This window comes from Microbacterium sp. H83 (assembly GCF_001650405.1).
Lineage (GTDB): Bacteria > Actinomycetota > Actinomycetes > Actinomycetales > Microbacteriaceae > Microbacterium.
The window spans coordinates 144,445-161,188 of the sequence record NZ_LWCU01000045.1; the positions used below are offsets into that span (position 1 = coordinate 144,445).

The window sequence follows — 16,744 nt, forward strand, 5'->3', positions numbered from 1 at the left end:
CGCTCCGATCTCAGAGCACGGGAGCCGCGACCGCCTCGGCGTCGGCGCGGTCGGTGAAGGCGGTCTTCGGCACGAAGACGAGCACGGCGGCGGCGACCAGCGCCGTCGCTCCGCAGACGACCCACACGGTGACGTACCCGGCGAAAGATCCGGCGGTGCTCTCCGCGACCCCGCCGACTCCGTTCAGAAGGGCGATGCCGAAGACGCACGAGGCGATCGCACCCCCGACCGTCTTCACGGAGTTCGTGAGTCCGGTCGCCACACCGGTCTGCGACGCGGGAGCCGCGGACGCGGCTGCCGCCGGCAGCGCGGCGACGAGGGCGCCGGAACCGAGGCCCACGACCACCATGTTGGTGACGACCTGGGCGTAGGTGTCGTGGAAGGGGAGGAACAGCAGGAACCCCGCGCCGACCAGCAGTGAAGCGCCGAGGAGAGTCAGCCGAGGGGTCAGCGCCCGCGCCACGATCGGGAAGAGCAGTGCCCCGACGATCATCGCGATCAGGTAGATGCCGATGATGAGCGAGGTCGCGAAGCCGGTCGCGCCGAGGCCGAACCCGTGCTCGGCGGGATCGGTGCGCGCGAAGGTCGACAGCGGCGCCTGAGCGCCGAGCACGCTGACGCCGAACAGCCCGGCCGTCAGGAAGACCGGTCCGAGGGCGAGAGAGCGGAACATGCGCACGTCGATGAGGGGATCGGCGCAGCGGAGCTCCCACAGCACGAACGGCACGACGAGCAGCACGCCGAGGATGACGACCGCCCACGACCACGGGTTCGCCAGGCCCCCGTCGAGCCGCAGGAGGCTGAGCCCGCCGGTGAAGCAGATGAGGGCCAGCGAGATGAGGACGACACCCACCGTGTCGAACACCCCGCCCGCGGGATCCGGCGACTCCGTCACGCCGAAGAGGATGACGAAGAAGCAGACGATGATGAGGACTGCGGGGATGAGCAGCACGACGGTCAGCGGCAGGACGTCGATCAGCGCCCCTCCAGCCAGGGCGCCGATGATCGCGCCGCCTTCGAGAGCGGCGACCAGGAGACCCGCCGCCTTGGCGGTGATCGACGACCGCCCCCGCATCCGCCGGGACCGCGACCAGATGAGCGCGATCTCCAGCGGCAGCCACACGACGTAGAAGCCCATCAGGGTCCATCCGATGAGGAAGACGGCGAACGAGTCCGTGAAAGGCAGCACGAGCGCCGCTGCCGCCGTGAGGGCGGTGGAGATGAGCAGCATCCGCTTGTGTCCGAGCATGTCGCCGAGCTTCGCGAACGCCGGCACCACGAGGGCGGACAGCATCAGCTGCGTGCCCTCGAGCCAGTTCACATCGGCGTCGTGGATGCCGAGATGGCGGGCGATGTCGGTCAGCATCGGGGTGTAGTACCCCTGCAGCACGCCGCTCGTGAACTCGACGAAGGCGAGGAAGCCGACCACGGTGGCGAGGGTTCCCAGCGTGCGGGTGCGCGTCATCGCGACTCCTGAGGGCGAAGGGTGATCCGGGCGCCGGTGCGCACGGAGAAGGGTGAGATCACCCTAGCCGCTGCAGAAGCGCGCGATGGAAGCGCTCGCCGCGCTCGAGCGCGGCGATCTCGACGTTCTCGTCGACGCCGTGGATCGACGCGCGCTGGGCGTTGGACATGTCCAGCGGCGCGAACCGGTAGACGGCGGGGGCGAAGCGATGGAAGTGACGGGAGTCGGTGGCTGCCATCATCACGTACGGCACAGCCGGCACGCCGGGATGCGAGACCGAGAGGGCGTCGGCGAGCAGAGCGAACGGGGCATTGTCGGTCGCGGACTCCGGAGACGGCTCGCTCGCCTCGACCACGCGCACCGTCACGAGGGGGTCTGCGATGCGACGACGCAGGCGCAGCACCGTCCGCTGCGTCGTCTCTCCCAGGGCGATCCGCAGGTTGACCGTGGCCGACGCCTGCGACGGCAGTACGTTCGCCGCCGTGCCGCCGGACTGCATCGTCGGCGCGACCGTGGTGCGCACGAGAGCAGCGGGTTCGCCGCCCAGAGCCGCGAAGATCTGCGCCGTCACGATCGGAGCGGCTCCGAGCAGGCGCAGCAGACGCCCGCGCATGCCGGGGGTCTGACCGGCGAGAGCCGTCAGCATCCGTCCGATCGCCCGGGAGGGACGCGGCCGGAAGGTCGTCGGTCCGAGGCGGTCGACGGCCCGCGCCACGCGTCGGACGGCGGTCAGCGCGGGAGGCGCCGACGCGTGACCGCCGTCTCCCCGGGCGGTGAGGGTCACGGTCATCACGCCCTTCTCGCCGACGCCGATCATCGCCGCACGCCCTGGCACGAACGGCAGCGGAGCGTCGACCACGGCTCCGCCCTCGTCGACCACCAGCCAGGGGACCACGCCCCGGCCACGCAGGACGCGGGCGATCTCCTCTGCCGCGCGACCATAGGTCTCCTCATTGCCGCCGAAGGAGAGATAGACGTCACGGGGCGGGACGAAGCCCTCCGCGAGCAGGTTCTCCACCGCCTCGAGGACGACGATGAGAGGTCCCTTGTCGTCGAGGGCGCCGCGTCCGTGCACGCGCCCGTCGGCGATGACGCCGGCGAACGGCGGGTGCGTCCACGCGTCGCTCTCGTCGACCGGCACGACGTCGTAGTGCGCCATGAGAACGAGCGGCCCGCCATCCGCCGACCCATCCCCGGCCCAGTGGAACAGCAGCCCGAGATCGGTGTGCCGCTCGAGGACCAGCGCCTCGTGCACCCGCGGATACAGCTCGGCGATCAGCTCGACGAAGCCGTCGAAGGGCTCCATGCCCCTCTCGTCCAGCTCCGCCGAGACGGTCGGGAGCTGGATCATCTGCGAGAGGCGTCCGGCGATGCCGGGGCGAGGTTCCGTCACACCGCACATCGTATCGACGGACCGTCGACCCCGGCGAGCGTCCGATGCGTGCCTCGCGGCGAGAGAGAATCGTAGGGTGAGCCTGTTCGCCTTCGCCCCCTCCCGCGGCCCGCGATGGCCGCTCGCCACGCAGGCGGCCCTGGGGATCGCGGTGCCGATCGCGGTCATGACGCTGCTCGGCCACGCACCGCTCGGCTACATCGCGGCATCCGGAGCGTTCACCGTGCTGTTCGCCGGCAGCGCCGCGGTGGTGGACCGCGCCCGCATCCTCCCCCTGGTCGCTGCGGGACTTCTGCTCAGCGCGATATACGGGGTGCTCGCGTCGGCCAGCGACTGGCTGGTGAGCGTCGGCGTCGTCATCGTCGCGATCGGCAGCGCCGCGGTCGCCTTCGGCTTCCGGCTCGGCCCTCCCGGACCGCTCTTCTTCGTCCTCGTCTACGGGCTGTCCGCCCATGTCGTGGCGACCTCCTCGGTACCGCCGTTCACGTACATCGCCGCACTGGCGGCAGGATGCGCCTTCTCGTACGCGGTCGCGATGACGCCGCTCGTCCTGCCCCGAGTCCGCGCGGTCAGCGCACGCCCCGTGCGCGAGCTCCTGCCCGGCCCCTCGTTGGACGCCGACGCGCGCGTGCTGCTGCTCCGCGTCGCGATCGTCGCCGTGCTCGGCGTGCTCCTCGGCCTCGTCGTCGATCCCGCCCGCACCTACTGGATCGTCGGCTCCGCGGTCGCCGTCGTCGGGGTCGCCGCCGCGCGTCGGGCGGCTTTCCAGCGCGGTGCGCACCGCCTCCTCGGGACGATCGTCGGCGCGGGCCTCTATGCCCTCCTCGCCCTCCTGCATCCGGCCGGACTGTGGCTCGCCCTCCTGCTGGGAGCGCTGCAGTTCTCGATCGAGCTCGTCGTCGTGCGCCACTATGCTCTCGCGCTCGTGTTCATCACCCCGCTTGTGCTTCTCCTGACAGGCGCGGCGACCGGGGAGATCGGGTCGATGACCGTGGCCCTGGAACGCATCGTCGACACTCTCGTGGGTGCCGCCCTCGGCGCCGCATCCGGGCTCCTGCATCCGCGCGCCGCTCCGAGGGACTGACCCGATCCGGGGAACACGCGGCCCGAGTCCGCTGTTGCACCCGGGGAGCGAGAGGAGAGCCGTGGAGCTCACGCTGGTGTCGTCCGCCTTCTGCGGGGCGTGCTCCCGCACGCGCTCGGTGCTCTCCGAGGCGACCCGCTATCTGCCCGACGCGCGCGTCGTCGAGATCGACGTCGCACACGACCCGGACACCGCGGAGGCGCTCGACATCCGATTCACGCCGACCGTGATCATCCGAGACGACGAGGGCGCGGAGGTGTTCCGTGCGGAGGGCGTGCCGACGGTCCCGCAGGTGCTCACGGCGGCGGTCAGGGCACTGCCCGCCTGACCCCTCCACGGCCTCTTGAAGATGTCTGAGGCCCGGCGCAGAATGGGCGTGCGACGGGGCCGCTGGGGTCTCCGCGCGACACGACTGGGGGTCCGACCGATGGCCGATCTGAATCCGTATCTGTCCTTCCGCACCGAAGCGCGACAGGCGATGGAGTTCTACCGGAGCGTGCTCGGGGGTGAGCTCGTGGTGAACGTCTTCGGGGAGTTCCCCGACATGGTCCAGAGTCCAGATCAGCAGGACCTGGTGATGCACGCGCAGCTGACGACCGACGACGGTCTCGTGCTCATGGCGTCCGACTCTCCGGACGGCATGCCCTACGAGGCGCCGCAGGGCTTCTCGGTGTCGCTCAGCGGCAACACGCAGGCGCGGACGCAGGAGGTGTGGGACGCACTGTCGGAGGGCGCGCAGATCACGATGCCGCTCGACACGCCGCCGTGGGGCGGCACGTTCGGCATGCTCGTCGACCGCTTCGGCATCCCGTGGATGCTGCACGGCGACCCCGAGTGATCGCCGGCCCCCTGCCCCCGATCGGCCAGGACGATGTCCGGGCCGCGGCGGAAGCGCCGGTCAGCGCAGCGCGTGGGTCTCGATGAACGTCCGCAGCGCGTGCTCGTCGTCCGCCATCTCGGTGACGTGCTGGGGCGCCGCGAGCATCTCGCGAAGCTCGGGCGAGTAGTCGAGCTCGACGCCGATGGCCTCGCGGATGGTGTCGGCGAACTTCTGGGGCTTCGCGGTCTCCAGGACGAGCATCGGCACGCCCGATTCGACGTACTCGCGGGCGACCTTCACGCCGTCGGCCGTGTGCGGGTCGATGATCTCCCCGGTCTCCTCGTAGACGGAGCGGATCGTGGCCAGCCGGTCCTCGTGCGTCGATGTGCCGCTGACGATGCCGAACTCGTCGATGAAGCGGGCGAGATCCGCCGTGAAGTCGAACGATCCCTGAGTCTCGAGGTCGCTCCAGACCTGCACGACCCTGGCCGCGTCGCGGCCGACGAGCTCGAAGATGAACCGCTCGAGGTTCGAGGCCTTCGAGATGTCCATGGAGGGGCTCGAGGTCGCGAGGGTCTGCGCCGCGCTCCGCGGACGGTACACGCCCGTGCGGAAGAACTCGTCGAGGACGTTGTTCTCGTTGGCGGCGAGCACGAGGCGATGGATCGGCAGGCCCATCTGCTTCGCGAAGAAGCCGGAGAGGATGTTGCCGAAGTTGCCCGAGGGGACTGTGAACGACAGCTCGGTCCAGCCGCCGGCATCCGTCGCGCGCAGCCAGGCCCAGAAGTAGTAGACGACCTGCGCCGTGATCCGCGCGAGGTTGATGGAGTTGACCGCGCCGAGATTCTGCGTCCGCTTGAACTCGAGGTCGCCGGCGAGCGTCTTCACGAGGTTTTGGCAGTCGTCGAAGACGCCGTCGACCGCGATGTTGTGGATGTTGTCGTCGGTCAGCGAGAACATCTGCGCCCGCTGGAAGGCGCTCATGCGCCCCTGCGGCGAGAGCATGAAGACCGAGATGCGATCCTTACCCCGCAGCGCGTGCTCGGCGGCCGAGCCGGTGTCGCCGGAGGTCGCGCCGAGGATGTTCAGCACCGACCCCTTGCGCTCCAGCGCGTACTCGACGACCTGGCCGAGGAACTGCATGGCCATGTCCTTGAAGGCGAGCGTCGGCCCTTCCGAGAGACCGACGAGGGTCAGCCCGTCGCCGATCGCGCGCAGGGGTACGACCTCCTCGGGGAACGGCTCGTACGCGGCGGCCGTCATCCGAGCGAGGTCCTCACGCGGGATGTCGGTCGCGAAGAGGCCCAGCACCTCGGTCGCCAGCTGCGGATAGGTGAGCGCACGCCACCGCTCGAGCGTCTCGCCGTCGACCGTCGGCATGACCTCGGGCACGGCCAGGCCGCCGTCGGGCGCCAGACCTTCGAGCAGCGTCTCGCAGTACGGCAGCGGCTGCATGCCGCCTCGGGTGGAGATGTACTGCACGGGGGCTCCTCGGTTCGGGAATCGGCGCGGAGCTTCCATTGTCGCAGGTGCGCACCCCGTGGTTTCACCGCCGATCCCGCTGCGCCGGGGCGCCCGTTCCGACGTCGATATACCTGCTCTTCTCCGCCCTGGCAATGGGATATTCCGGCGAGCTCGAACCTCGTAGCGTGAGCATCACCAACAGAATCAGGAGCCATCATGACCGCGAAGACCCGCACCGCTCATGACCGCCGCTGCGCAGACGGCCAGGCTCCCCCGGACGGCACCGAGCCCTCGGACGGCACCGAGCCCTCGGCCGCTCCGGCACCGGCCCCCGTCGAGCCCCTCTACGAGCGCGTCGACATCGACCGCTACGTCGTGCTGCACGACGGCCCCGTCGGCTACGTCGAGCACGTCTCGCCGGTCTTCGTCTGCTACGTGGGCCACCCCTATGCCCGCGCGGACGAGGTCGCCCAGACCCACGACTTCCACAACGCCGTGCAGACCGTCCTGCACCGTGCCGTCGCGATGCGGCGCGCTCTGTGAGCCTCGAGATCTGGCCGGGCTCGCCCTACCCCCTCGGCGCGACCTTCGACGGCCAGGGAACGAACTTCGCGCTGTTCAGCGAGGGCGCGGAGCGGGTCGAGCTGTGCCTGTTCGACGACGACGGCACGGAGCAGTGCGTGCCGCTCGAGGAGGTCGACGCCTTCGTCTGGCATGGCTACCTGCCGTCGGTGCAGCCGGGACAGCTGTACGGGTACCGGGTGCACGGGCCCTACGACCCGGCACAGGGCCAGCGCTTCAATCCGAGCAAGCTCCTGCTCGATCCCTACGCCAAGGCCGTCGCCGGCCGGCTCGACTGGGGCCAGCCGCTGTTCGGATACGACTTCGGCGAGCCCGATTCCCGCAACGACGACGACTCCGCCGCGACGATGGTGAAGGGCGTGGTCGTCAACCCGTTCTTCGAATGGGCCGGCGACCGCCTTCCGAAGACCCCCTATGCGCAGACGGTCATCTACGAGGCGCACGTCAAGGGACTCACTCAGCTCCACCCGGAGATCCCCGAAGAGCTGCGCGGCACCTATGCCGGCATCGCGCACCCGGCGATCATCGACCATCTCGTGCATCTGGGCGTCACCGCGATCGAGCTCATGCCGGTGCATCAGTTCGTGCACGACTCGACCCTCGAGGAGAAGGGTCTGTCGAACTACTGGGGCTACAACACCCTCGCGTTCTTCGCCCCGCACAACGAGTACTCGTCGAGCGGCCAGCACGGTCAGCAGGTGCAGGAGTTCAAGGCGATGGTGCGCGCGCTGCACGCCGCCGGCATCGAGGTCATCCTCGACGTGGTCTACAACCACACCGCCGAGGGGAACCACCTGGGTCCGATGCTGTCGATGCGCGGCATCGACAACGAGGCGTACTACCGCCTCGAAGAGGATCGCCGCTACTACACCGACTACACGGGCACCGGCAACAGCCTGAACGCCGGCAACCCGCACGCACTGCAGCTGATCATGGACTCGCTGCGCTACTGGGTGACGGAGATGCACGTCGACGGCTTCCGGTTCGACCTCGCGTCCACGCTCGCCCGCGAGTTCTACGACGTCGACCGGCTCGCGGCCTTCTTCGAGCTCGTGCAGCAGGACCCGATCGTCTCGCAGGTCAAGCTCATCGCCGAGCCGTGGGACGTGGGTCCCGGCGGGTACCAGGTGGGCAACTTCCCGCCGCAGTGGACGGAGTGGAACGGCAAGTACCGGGACACCGTGCGCGACTTCTGGCGCGGGGAGCCGCAGGCGCTGGGCGAGTTCGCGTCGCGCCTGACGGGCTCGGCCGACCTGTACGAGCACTCGGGTCGTCGTCCCGTGGCATCCATCAACTTCGTCACCGCGCACGACGGCTTCACGCTGCGGGACCTCGTCTCGTACAACGAGAAGCACAACGAGGCCAACGGCGAGGACAACGCCGACGGGGAGTCCCACAACCGGTCGTCGAACCACGGCGCCGAGGGTCCCACCGACGACGAGGGGATCAACCGCGTGCGGGCGCGACAGCAGCGCAACTTCCTCGCTACTCTGCTGCTCTCGCAGGGCGTCCCGATGATCGCGCACGGCGACGAGCTGGGCCGGACGCAGGACGGCAACAACAACGGGTATGCGCAGGACAACGAGACGACCTGGGTCGACTGGGAGTCCGCTGACCTGCCGCTCGTCGAGTTCACCGCGGCCGTCTCCCGCCTCCGCCGCAACCATCCCGCGTTCCGACGCAGCCGCTTCTTCGACGGCCGCCCGGTGCGCTCGGAGGACGGCGAGAAGGTGCCCGATGTCGTCTGGCTGCGCCCCGACGGCCGACGGATGGAGCCCGAGGACTGGGACTCCGGGTTCGGCCTCGCGATCGGCATGTTCCTGAACGGCCGCGGGATCAGGGAGAAGGACCGTCGGGGTCGCCCCGTCACGGATCTCAACTTCCTCGTCTACTTCCACAGCGGCACGGATACGGTCGAGGCGGTGCTCCCCGACGAGCGCCACGGTCATGCGTGGGACATCGTGATCGACACCGCCGGCGAGCGGGCCGGGTCGGGTCCGCTGGCCCCGGGCACGTCGATCACGCTGGAGTCCGCCTCGCTGCTCGTGCTGCGCGAGACGGACGGAGAAGAGGAGCCCACGGACGACTCCGTCGAGGCGTCGCTGCGGATCCAGACGGAGCGCACTGAGACGCCGGCTCCCGCGCCGTCTCCGGAGCTGCCTCGATGACCAGGCGACCCCTCTCGACGTATCGCCTGCAGATCAGATCGGGATTCACGCTCGACGACGCCTCCGAGGTCACGTCCTACCTGGCGGACCTCGGAGCGTCGTGGGCCTACCTGTCGCCGCTGCTGGCGGCCACTCCCGGCTCGGACCACGGATATGACGTCGTCGACCACTCGCTCGTCGACCCCGAGCGGGGCGGCCGCGAGGGACTCGAGAGATTCGCCGCGGCCGCGCGCGCAGCCGGCCTCGGCATCCTCGTCGACATCGTCCCCAACCACGTCGGCGTCGGCGTCCCGCGCGCCAACCGCTGGTGGTGGGACTTCCTGCGGCTCGGGCGCGCGTCACGGCATGCGGTCGCCTTCGACGTCGATCGGCGTCTGAGCGGCGGTCGGGTGCGGCTCCCGATCCTCGGATCGTCGCTCGACGATGCCGTCTCGGCCGGAGAGATCGTGGTCGACCCGACGCCGGCGGACGACGCGCCGGACGGCACGCTCCGCTATTTCGACCACGTCCTCCCGCTCGCGCCGGGCTCCGCCGGAGGCGACGGCGTCGACGTGCGCACGGTGCTCGACGCGCAGAACTACGAGCTGCGGTTCTGGCGGGACCAGAACACCGAGCTCGACTACCGTCGGTTCTTCGCGGTGTCCGAGCTCGCCGGCATCCGGGTCGAGCTCCCCGACGTCTTCGAGGAATCGCACCGCGAGATCGCGCGCTGGATCACCGACGGGCTCGCCGACGGACTCCGTGTCGACCATCCCGACGGGCTCGCCGACCCGGGGGGTTATCTCGAACGCCTCGCGGATGCGACGGGCGCGGCCTACACGCTCGTCGAGAAGATCCTCGAACCCGGCGAGGAGCTGCCCCCGTGGTGGCGCACCGACGGGACGACCGGATACGACGCGCTCGCCGAGATCGACCGCGTGCTGATCGATGCCGACGGCATCGCGCGGCTCGACGACCTCGACGCCGCCCTGCGTGCGGAGACCGGCCTCCCCGAGGCCCTGCCCTGGCACGACCTCATCCTGTCGACGAAGCGCATGATCGCCGACGAGCTGCTGCAGTCCGAGATCCGCCGCCTCGTGCGCGCCCTGCCGCACGGCGTCGTCGGCGCCGCCGACGCCCTGACCGAGATCGTGGCGTCGTTCCCGGTCTACCGGTCCTACCTGCCCGCCGGTCGGGAGCACCTGCAGCACGCGATCGACGACGCTGCAGCTCGGCGACCCGACCTGGCGACGGCGATCGCCCAGCTCTCGCCCCTGCTGCACGATCCGACGCTGGAGGTCGCCGAGCGGTTCCCCCAGGTGACCGGCGCCGTCATGGCCAAGGGCGTGGAGGACACCGCGTTCTACCGCTTCACCCGTCTCGGCACGCTGACCGAGGTCGGGGGCGACCCGTCGATCGCGGCGACGTCGGTCGAGCAGTTCCACGCCGCGCAGGGCGCCCGCCTCGCCTCCTGGCCGCATTCGATGACGACGCTCTCGACGCACGACACGAAGCGCTCGGAGGACGTCCGCGCCCGCCTCTCGGTGCTCGCGGAGATCCCCGACCGATGGGCCGAGGTGCTGACCCGCCTCCGGGAGGTGGCGTCCACCGGGCACGGGCCGCTGGATGCGCTGCTGTGGCAGGCCGCCGTCGGCGCGTGGCCGATCTCCTCCGAGCGACTGCTCGCCTACGGGCAGAAGGCCAGCCGCGAAGCGTCGGAGAAGACGCACTGGCAGCATCCCGATGCGGACTTCGAGAAGGGCGTCGAGGCGATCGCCGCCGCGGCGAACGGTGCCGCCCGCGCCATCCTCGAGGACGTCGTCGCCGAGATCGTGGACGCGGGACGCAGCAATTCGCTGTCGGCCAAGCTGCTCCAGCTCGCGGCCCCCGGCGTCCCCGATGTCTACCAGGGCACGGAGCTCTGGGATCACTCGCTCGTCGATCCCGACAACCGCCGTCCGGTCGACTTCGCGGAGCGTGCGCGCCTGCTGCAACGACTCGACGCCGACATCGCTCGGGGCGCGCTGCCGCCGGTCGACGACTCCGGCCTCGCCAAGCTGCTGGTGACGTCGCGGACGCTGCGGCTGCGCCGCGACAATCCCGAGCTCTTCGATCGATATCGCGCCGGCGTCGCCGCCGGGTCCGCCTCCGCCCACGCCATCGTGATGGATCGTGGCGGAGTGACCGCCGTGGCCACGCGTCTGCCGGTGGCACTCGCCGCACGAGGCGGCTGGGGTGACACGGTGGTGATGCGGCGGGAGCTTCCCGCGACCGACGTGCTGACCGGTCGCCGCATAGCCGCCGGGCCGGTGCGGCTCGCAGAGCTGCTCGACACCTACCCCGTCGCGCTGCTGGTGGAGGACCGATGATCACGGTGTGGGCACCGCTGGCCCGCCGGATGCGTCTGCGGAGACTCACACCCGGAGGCGCGGTCATCGACGAGCACGAGCTCACTCCCGTCGACGGCCGACCCGGGCGGTGGGGCACCGACATCGCGCTGCGGGAGGGCGAACGCTACGGGTTCCTGCTCGACGACGGCGAGGAGCTCCGAGCGGATCCGCGGTCGCTGCGGCAGCCGTCGGGTGTCCATGGACCGTCGGCGGTGTTCGACCCCGGCCTCTTCGCCTGGGCGGACCACGCCTGGACGGGCCGCCCGCTCGCCGGCGCGGTGATCTACGAGCTGCACGTCGGCACGTTCACGCCGGACGGAACGCTCGACGCGCTGATCGCCCGTCTGGACCATCTCGTGAGCCTGGGCGTGACGCACGTCGAGCTGCTTCCAGTGAACGCCTTCAACGGCGAGTGGAACTGGGGCTACGACGGCGTCCTCTGGTATGCCGTGCACGAGGCGTACGGCGGGCCGGCGGCCTACCAGCGGTTCGTCGAGGCGGCCCACGATCGCGGTCTCGCGGTCATTCAGGACGTCGTCTACAACCATCTCGGCCCGAGCGGCAATCACCTGCCGGAGTTCGGCCCCTACCTGCGCGACGGGCAGCACAACAGCTGGGGCGCGTCGGTGAATCTCGACGAGCCCGCCGTGCGCGAGTACATCATCGACAACGCCCTCCTCTGGTTGCGCGACTTCCACGTCGACGGACTGCGCCTCGATGCTGTTCACGCCCTTCACGACGACAGCGACATCCACATCCTGCGCGAGCTCTCCGAGCGGGTGGACGCCCTCTCCGCCCAGCTCAACCGCCCGCTGACCCTCATCGCCGAGTCGGACCTCAACGATCCGACGCTCATCCTCCCTAGGGAGGCCGGGGGCTACGGCCTCACGGCGCAGTGGTCGGATGACTGGCATCACGCTGTGCACGTCGCCCTGACCGGCGAGACCGAGGGCTACTACGCCGACTTCGCCGCCGCGGACGCCGTGGCGAAGGTGTCGGAGCGCGGCTTCTTCCATGACGGCACGTACTCGTCGTTCCGCGAGCGCGAGCACGGGAAGCCGCTGCCGCCGACGGTCCCGTCCTGGCGCCTCGTCACCTTCGCCCAGGACCACGACCAGATCGGCAACCGCGCGGCGGGCGATCGCCTCGCGGCGTCCCTCAGCCCCGATCGTCTCGCCGTCGCCGCCGTGCTCACGCTCACAGCGCCGGGCACGCCGATGCTCTTCATGGGCGAGGAATGGGGCGCGTCCACTCCGTGGCAGTTCTTCACCTCGCACCCCGAGCCGGAGCTGGCACAGGCGACCGCCGAGGGCAGGATCTCCGAGTTCGCGCGGATGGGCTGGGATCCCGCTCGGGTGCCCGACCCTCAGGACCCGGCGACGTTCCGGCGATCGCACCTCGAGTGGGGGGAGATCGACAGGGCACCGCATGCCCGTCTGCTCGACCTGTATCGCCGCGTCATCGCACTCCGACGCGCACTGCCCGAGCTCACGGACCCCGACATGACGCGCACCTCGGTCGAGCTCGCACGCGACGACGCGCCCTCGCGGCGCGCCTTCCGGATCCGTCGCGGAGCGGTGTCGGTCCTGGTGAACCTGACGGACGACGAGGTCGCGTTCGACGTCGCGGCCGACGACGAGGTGCTGCTGTCGACGGCTCCCGTGCGGGTGGCCGATCAGTCGATCGCGCTCGCTCCGGACACGGCCGTGATCATCGGGCCTCCGCGCTGACCCTTTCGTCTCGCCCCGGGATCCCGCGAGCGAAGCAGAGCGAGATCTCGCTGCCGACGTAGTGTCCGTAGAGCGGGATCGGCGTGTACCCCTCGCGCGTGTAGAAGCGGATCGCGTCCGGCTGCGCGGTTCCGGTCTCCAGGACCAGACGACGGATGCCGTGGCTCTGCGCCTCCGTCTCGAGCGCGCGGAGGAGCCGGGTCGCCGCTCCCGTGCCCCGTGCGGCAGGGGCGGCGTACATCCGCTTGATCTCCGCGACGTCCTCTCCGAGCACCTCCACGCCGAGAGGACGGAGTCCGCCGCACGCGACGACCTCGCCGTGCCCGTCCCGCGCGATGAGGAACACCGGGACGTCGTCGGCCGTGGGCGCGACTCCCGGTTCGTGGTCGTCGCTGCCGTAGCGCGCATCCAGCTCGGCGCGCTGTGCTGCGCGCAGCCGCTCCGCGTCGGGGTGCGCCCAGGGCACGTGCTCGATCGTCACCGTCATGCATCCTCCTCCGTCGGACCCGTGCTGCGCTCACGCTAGAGGACGGAGGTTTCGGCCGTGTTGCGACGGACTCGACGCCGGTGGGCGAGGGCGTCGACCGGCGTTCCGGAATTGATCTCGCGCGTCGCGTCATCATTCGTCGCGCGTCGGGTCTTGAAGGCGAGACCAGAAGCGCGCCCCGGGGTAGGGACGCTTCGAGTCCGGGCTGCGCTGCTCCCCATCACGGCGCAGCTCGCGGGTGGGGTCACTTCCCGGGCCCCACCCGCCGTTCCTCTCAGATCCAGCCCCGCTCCTCCGCGAGCAGCACCGCCTGCTGCCGTGTGCCGACGGCGAGCTTCGCGAGCACGGCGGAGATGTGGTTGCGCACCGTCCCCGGTGCGAGCGACAGCGACCGCGCGATCTGCCCCGTCGTCTCTCCTCGCCTCCCGGCCCGCAGTACGTCGAGCTCTCGGTCGGTGAGGGGCGAGCGCTCGTCGCTCAGCGCGTCGGCGGCGATCTCGGGGTCGACGTACCGCGCGCCGGCGGCCACGCGTCGGATGACGTCGGCGACCTGGTCGGCTCCCCGCGACTTCGGAAGGAATCCCGCGACCCCGGACGCGAGCGCCCTGCGCAGCACCCCCGGTCGCGCGTGGCGGGTGACGACGATGCAGCGCGTCGCGATCGAGCGATGCAGACGCTCGGCGACCTCGACTCCGTCGAGCCCGGGCATCTCGAGATCCAGCAGGCAGATGTCCGGCTGCAGCCGCAGCGCTTCCGCGACGGCCTGTTCTCCGTCGGCGCACTCGGCCACCACCTCGATGTCGCCCTCCAGACGCAGCAGTGCGGCGAGCGCCGACCGGATCATGCCCTCGTCGTCGGCGAGAAGCACCCGGATCATCGCTCCTCCTCTGCCGTCGGCGGGACGGCGGTCGTGCGCGGGTCTGCCGTCGGCGGCACGACCGTTGTGCGCGGGTCTGCCGTCGCGAGCGCGCCGAACGGCACCGTCACCGCCACGACGAACTCCCCGTCGGACTCGCCGACCTCGAGGGTCCCGCCGGCCTCGGCGATCCTGCGGCGGACCCCGTCGAGTCCCGATCCGATCGACTCGTCGGAGGAGCCGGAACCGAGGTCGTTCGCGATCTCGTAGCGCCACCCGGCCGCGGTGCGGGCGAGCTGCAGCCGCGCATGCGTGCCGCCGCCGTGACGCAGGACGTTCGTCGTGGTCTCGCGGATGACGGGTCCGAGCGCGGCGGCGGGCGCCTCGTCGGAATCCGACGCGATCTCCGCCTCGACCGACAGCCCGGCGGCGCTGAGCAGGTCGCGGGCGTTCGCGACCTCGTCGCCGAGCGGCACCGAGCGGAAACGCGTCGCGAGGTCCCGCGTGCCTTGGCGCGCATCGTCGACGCTCGCGCGGGCGAGCCGGAGCTGCTCCAGCGCCGCGGCCGGGTCCCGATCGATGAGCCGCTCCGCGAGCTCCAGCTGCAGGGCGATGACCTGCAGATGGTGACCCTGCAGGTCATGGACGTCGGTGGCGACCCTGAGCCGCTCCTGCGTCGCCGCGAGCCGCGCCTCGGAGAGTCTCGCCCGATCGAGGGTCATGAGCACGTCCCACCACCACAGCGAGCTCACCGACATCGCCGGCAGGGAGATCGTGTACAGCAGGGGCAGCCATTCCGGGACACCGCCGGGCATCGCACCTCGGGCCCCGTCGACGAAGGCCACGCAGAGCAGCACCAGCGTCGTCAGCAGCACGACGCGGATGCGGATGCCCTTCGGCCAGTGCACGAGCACGAGCGACTGCGCGACCGGCATGAGCGCGAGCTGCCAGCTGTCGATCAGCGCACCGGAGACGACGCCGTATGCGACCGCGATCAGCAGTGGCACCACGACGCGGGCTCCGCCGATGCCCGGCTCCGCATGCGCGCGGCGTCGGTAGACCGAGAGAAGGACGGTGGTCGAGGCGAGCCACACGACGCCGCCCGCCGCGATCACGAGCGGAGCGGCCGAGTCGCCGGGCTCGGCGAGCGCCTGCAGCGCCCACACCAGCACGAGGAAGACTTCGAGGAAGACGATGGCGGAGAGCGTGTACCACCATGTCGCCGTGACGCCACGAGCGAGCTGGCGTGCGCCGGGCGGGGGCTCGCCGAACGGACTGACCAGGGCGGAGGGGCTGCTCATGCCTTCACCATACGGGCGTGACACATGTCATGGATGCCGCTGGCGAACCGCCCGGAAGACGGTGACGGGTCGACACTGCCGGCACCGGGCGAGAAGCGGTGGACTGGATGCATCGCGACGGAGACACCGGCGCACAGACCACACAGGAGCACGCCATGAACCTCATCGAGACGTTCCAGGGTTTCGTCGCCCAGGTGCCCGAGCTCGTCCAGCCGCTGATCGTGGCCCTCGCCGCCGCCATCCCCTTCATCGAGGGCGAAGGTGCGGTGTCGATCGGCATCATCGGGGGGATCCACCCCGTGATCGCCGCCATCGCTGCGATCGTCGGCAACTTCGTCTGCGTCGCGATCCTCGTGCTGGCCAGCTCGGGGGCCCGCGCCGCCATCGTGAACCGTGCCAGGACCCGCGAGGCCGTGGGGGCCGGCGGCGTCGACGGCGTGCGGGACGAGCCCGTCGAGACGGACCGCGCAGCAGGTCGCCGCGAGAAGTTCCAGCGCGCGTTCGAGCGCTACGGCGTCCCCGGGGTGAGCCTGCTCGGACCCCTGCTCCTCCCGACGCACTTCACCGCGACGATGCTCGCTGCCGCCGGCGTCGGCAAGGCCCGGATCCTCGTCTGGCAGGCCGTCGCGATCATCGGCTGGACGACCGTGGTGGCCGTCATCGTCGGCGGCGCGGTGTACGCGATCCGCTGAGTGACGTGACGGTTCGCGCCGAGCACCGCTCCCCCGGACACGCATGAGGCCGCTCGCATCCCGCGAGCGGCCTCGTGCGTGTCCGGGAGGGCGACTGTCAGCGCCTCCGCGATGCCGACCGACGCCGCACCGCGGTGACGGTCGCCAGTGCGGCTCCGCCCACGAGGAGTCCTCCCGCGACCGTCAGCAGGGCTGCCGCGCCGGATCCGCCCGTGAGCGCGAGCTCGGTCGGGCCGGCGACCGGCGTCGGGGTCGGCGTCGGTGTCGGGGTCGTCGGGGTCGGAGTCGGCGCCGCGGGCGTCGGGGTCGGGATCACCGGGGTCGGCGTTGGGG

Annotated in this window: 15 protein-coding genes; 8 read left to right on the forward strand and 7 right to left on the reverse strand. The window is 70.8% G+C overall.

What is annotated here, in order from left to right:
* Positions 1-10: 10 nt before the first annotated feature.
* Together A4X16_RS14685 and A4X16_RS14690 are read right to left on the reverse strand one after the other, a co-directional pair.
* Entirely contained in the window at positions 11-1,465 is a 1,455-nt protein-coding gene (locus A4X16_RS14685; RefSeq protein ID WP_067121802.1) for an MFS transporter, read from the reverse strand.
* Between the two features lie 58 nt (positions 1,466-1,523).
* A complete protein-coding gene (locus A4X16_RS14690; RefSeq protein WP_231880383.1) occupies positions 1,524-2,858 on the reverse strand; it encodes a M20/M25/M40 family metallo-hydrolase in 1,335 nt (444 codons plus the stop codon).
* 76 nt (positions 2,859-2,934) lie between these two features.
* On the opposite strand from A4X16_RS14690, the gene A4X16_RS14695 reads away from it, so the two are divergent.
* The 3 genes from A4X16_RS14695 to A4X16_RS14705 all read left to right on the forward strand — a co-directional run bounded on the left by A4X16_RS14695 (position 2,935) and on the right by A4X16_RS14705 (position 4,780).
* Positions 2,935-3,942, forward strand: a complete 1,008-nt coding sequence (locus tag A4X16_RS14695) for an FUSC family protein (RefSeq protein ID WP_067121807.1) — start codon at positions 2,935-2,937, stop codon at positions 3,940-3,942.
* 61 nt (positions 3,943-4,003) lie between these two features.
* Positions 4,004-4,270: a thioredoxin domain-containing protein gene (locus A4X16_RS14700; protein WP_082914480.1), complete on the forward strand. Its 267-nt coding sequence runs from the start codon at positions 4,004-4,006 to the stop codon at positions 4,268-4,270.
* A 99-nt stretch (positions 4,271-4,369) separates the two neighbouring features.
* Positions 4,370-4,780: a VOC family protein gene (locus A4X16_RS14705; protein ID WP_067121810.1), complete on the forward strand. Its 411-nt coding sequence runs from the start codon at positions 4,370-4,372 to the stop codon at positions 4,778-4,780.
* A 60-nt stretch (positions 4,781-4,840) separates the two neighbouring features.
* Here A4X16_RS14705 and thrC read toward each other — a convergent pair whose 3' ends face one another.
* Positions 4,841-6,244 carry a threonine synthase gene (gene thrC, locus A4X16_RS14710; protein WP_067121814.1) on the reverse strand — a complete coding sequence of 468 codons (1,404 nt, stop codon included), beginning with the start codon at positions 6,242-6,244 and terminating at the stop codon, positions 4,841-4,843.
* Between the two features lie 198 nt (positions 6,245-6,442).
* On the opposite strand from thrC, the gene A4X16_RS14715 reads away from it, so the two are divergent.
* Genes A4X16_RS14715 through treZ form a run of 4 tightly spaced genes read left to right on the forward strand, consistent with a single transcriptional unit; the run spans position 6,443 to position 13,075 of the window.
* Positions 6,443-6,769 carry a hypothetical protein gene (locus A4X16_RS14715; protein WP_067121817.1) on the forward strand — a complete coding sequence of 109 codons (327 nt, stop codon included), beginning with the start codon at positions 6,443-6,445 and terminating at the stop codon, positions 6,767-6,769.
* Positions 6,766-8,976 (forward strand): glycogen debranching protein GlgX, encoded by a 2,211-nt coding sequence (gene glgX, locus A4X16_RS14720; protein ID WP_067121820.1) that lies wholly within the window; start codon positions 6,766-6,768, stop codon positions 8,974-8,976. Before A4X16_RS14715 ends, glgX begins: the two co-directional genes overlap by 4 nt.
* Positions 8,973-11,324: a malto-oligosyltrehalose synthase gene (gene treY / locus A4X16_RS14725; RefSeq protein ID WP_067121823.1), complete on the forward strand. Its 2,352-nt coding sequence runs from the start codon at positions 8,973-8,975 to the stop codon at positions 11,322-11,324. Before glgX ends, treY begins: the two co-directional genes overlap by 4 nt.
* Positions 11,321-13,075: a malto-oligosyltrehalose trehalohydrolase gene (gene treZ / locus A4X16_RS14730; protein ID WP_067121826.1), complete on the forward strand. Its 1,755-nt coding sequence runs from the start codon at positions 11,321-11,323 to the stop codon at positions 13,073-13,075. Before treY ends, treZ begins: the two co-directional genes overlap by 4 nt.
* Here the strand turns inward: treZ and A4X16_RS14735 are convergent.
* The 3 genes from A4X16_RS14735 to A4X16_RS14745 all read right to left on the reverse strand — a co-directional run bounded on the left by A4X16_RS14735 (position 13,056) and on the right by A4X16_RS14745 (position 15,719).
* A complete protein-coding gene (locus A4X16_RS14735) occupies positions 13,056-13,562 on the reverse strand; it encodes a GNAT family N-acetyltransferase (protein WP_067121829.1) in 507 nt (168 codons plus the stop codon). The genes treZ and A4X16_RS14735 overlap by 20 nt on opposite strands.
* A gap of 274 nt (positions 13,563-13,836) precedes the next feature.
* Positions 13,837-14,439, reverse strand: coding sequence for a response regulator transcription factor (locus A4X16_RS14740; protein ID WP_067121832.1), 603 nt, complete (start codon positions 14,437-14,439; stop codon positions 13,837-13,839).
* Positions 14,436-15,719 (reverse strand): sensor histidine kinase, encoded by a 1,284-nt coding sequence (locus A4X16_RS14745; RefSeq protein ID WP_067121835.1) that lies wholly within the window; start codon positions 15,717-15,719, stop codon positions 14,436-14,438. Before A4X16_RS14745 ends, A4X16_RS14740 begins: the two co-directional genes overlap by 4 nt.
* Positions 15,720-15,874: 155 nt before the next feature.
* Between A4X16_RS14745 and A4X16_RS14750 the strand changes: the two genes are divergently transcribed.
* A complete protein-coding gene (locus A4X16_RS14750) occupies positions 15,875-16,411 on the forward strand; it encodes a small multidrug efflux protein (RefSeq protein ID WP_067121897.1) in 537 nt (178 codons plus the stop codon).
* 97 nt (positions 16,412-16,508) lie between these two features.
* Here A4X16_RS14750 and A4X16_RS18150 read toward each other — a convergent pair.
* The coding region (locus A4X16_RS18150; protein ID WP_231880384.1) for a hypothetical protein at positions 16,509-16,744 on the reverse strand (236 nt) is incomplete at its 5' end.

Coding starts and splice junctions, on each gene's coding strand:
- A4X16_RS14685 (WP_067121802.1), bottom strand. CDS start 1,465: ATGACGCGCACCCGCACGCTGGGAACCCTCGCCACCGTGGTCGGCTTC.
- treY (WP_067121823.1), top strand. CDS start 8,973: ATGACCAGGCGACCCCTCTCGACGTATCGCCTGCAGATCAGATCGGGA.
- A4X16_RS14715 (WP_067121817.1), top strand. CDS start 6,443: ATGACCGCGAAGACCCGCACCGCTCATGACCGCCGCTGCGCAGACGGC.
- A4X16_RS14740 (WP_067121832.1), bottom strand. CDS start 14,439: ATGATCCGGGTGCTTCTCGCCGACGACGAGGGCATGATCCGGTCGGCG.
- A4X16_RS14745 (WP_067121835.1), bottom strand. CDS start 15,719: ATGAGCAGCCCCTCCGCCCTGGTCAGTCCGTTCGGCGAGCCCCCGCCC.
- treZ (WP_067121826.1), top strand. CDS start 11,321: ATGATCACGGTGTGGGCACCGCTGGCCCGCCGGATGCGTCTGCGGAGA.
- A4X16_RS14735 (WP_067121829.1), bottom strand. CDS start 13,562: ATGACGGTGACGATCGAGCACGTGCCCTGGGCGCACCCCGACGCGGAG.
- A4X16_RS14705 (WP_067121810.1), top strand. CDS start 4,370: ATGGCCGATCTGAATCCGTATCTGTCCTTCCGCACCGAAGCGCGACAG.
- A4X16_RS14750 (WP_067121897.1), top strand. CDS start 15,875: ATGAACCTCATCGAGACGTTCCAGGGTTTCGTCGCCCAGGTGCCCGAG.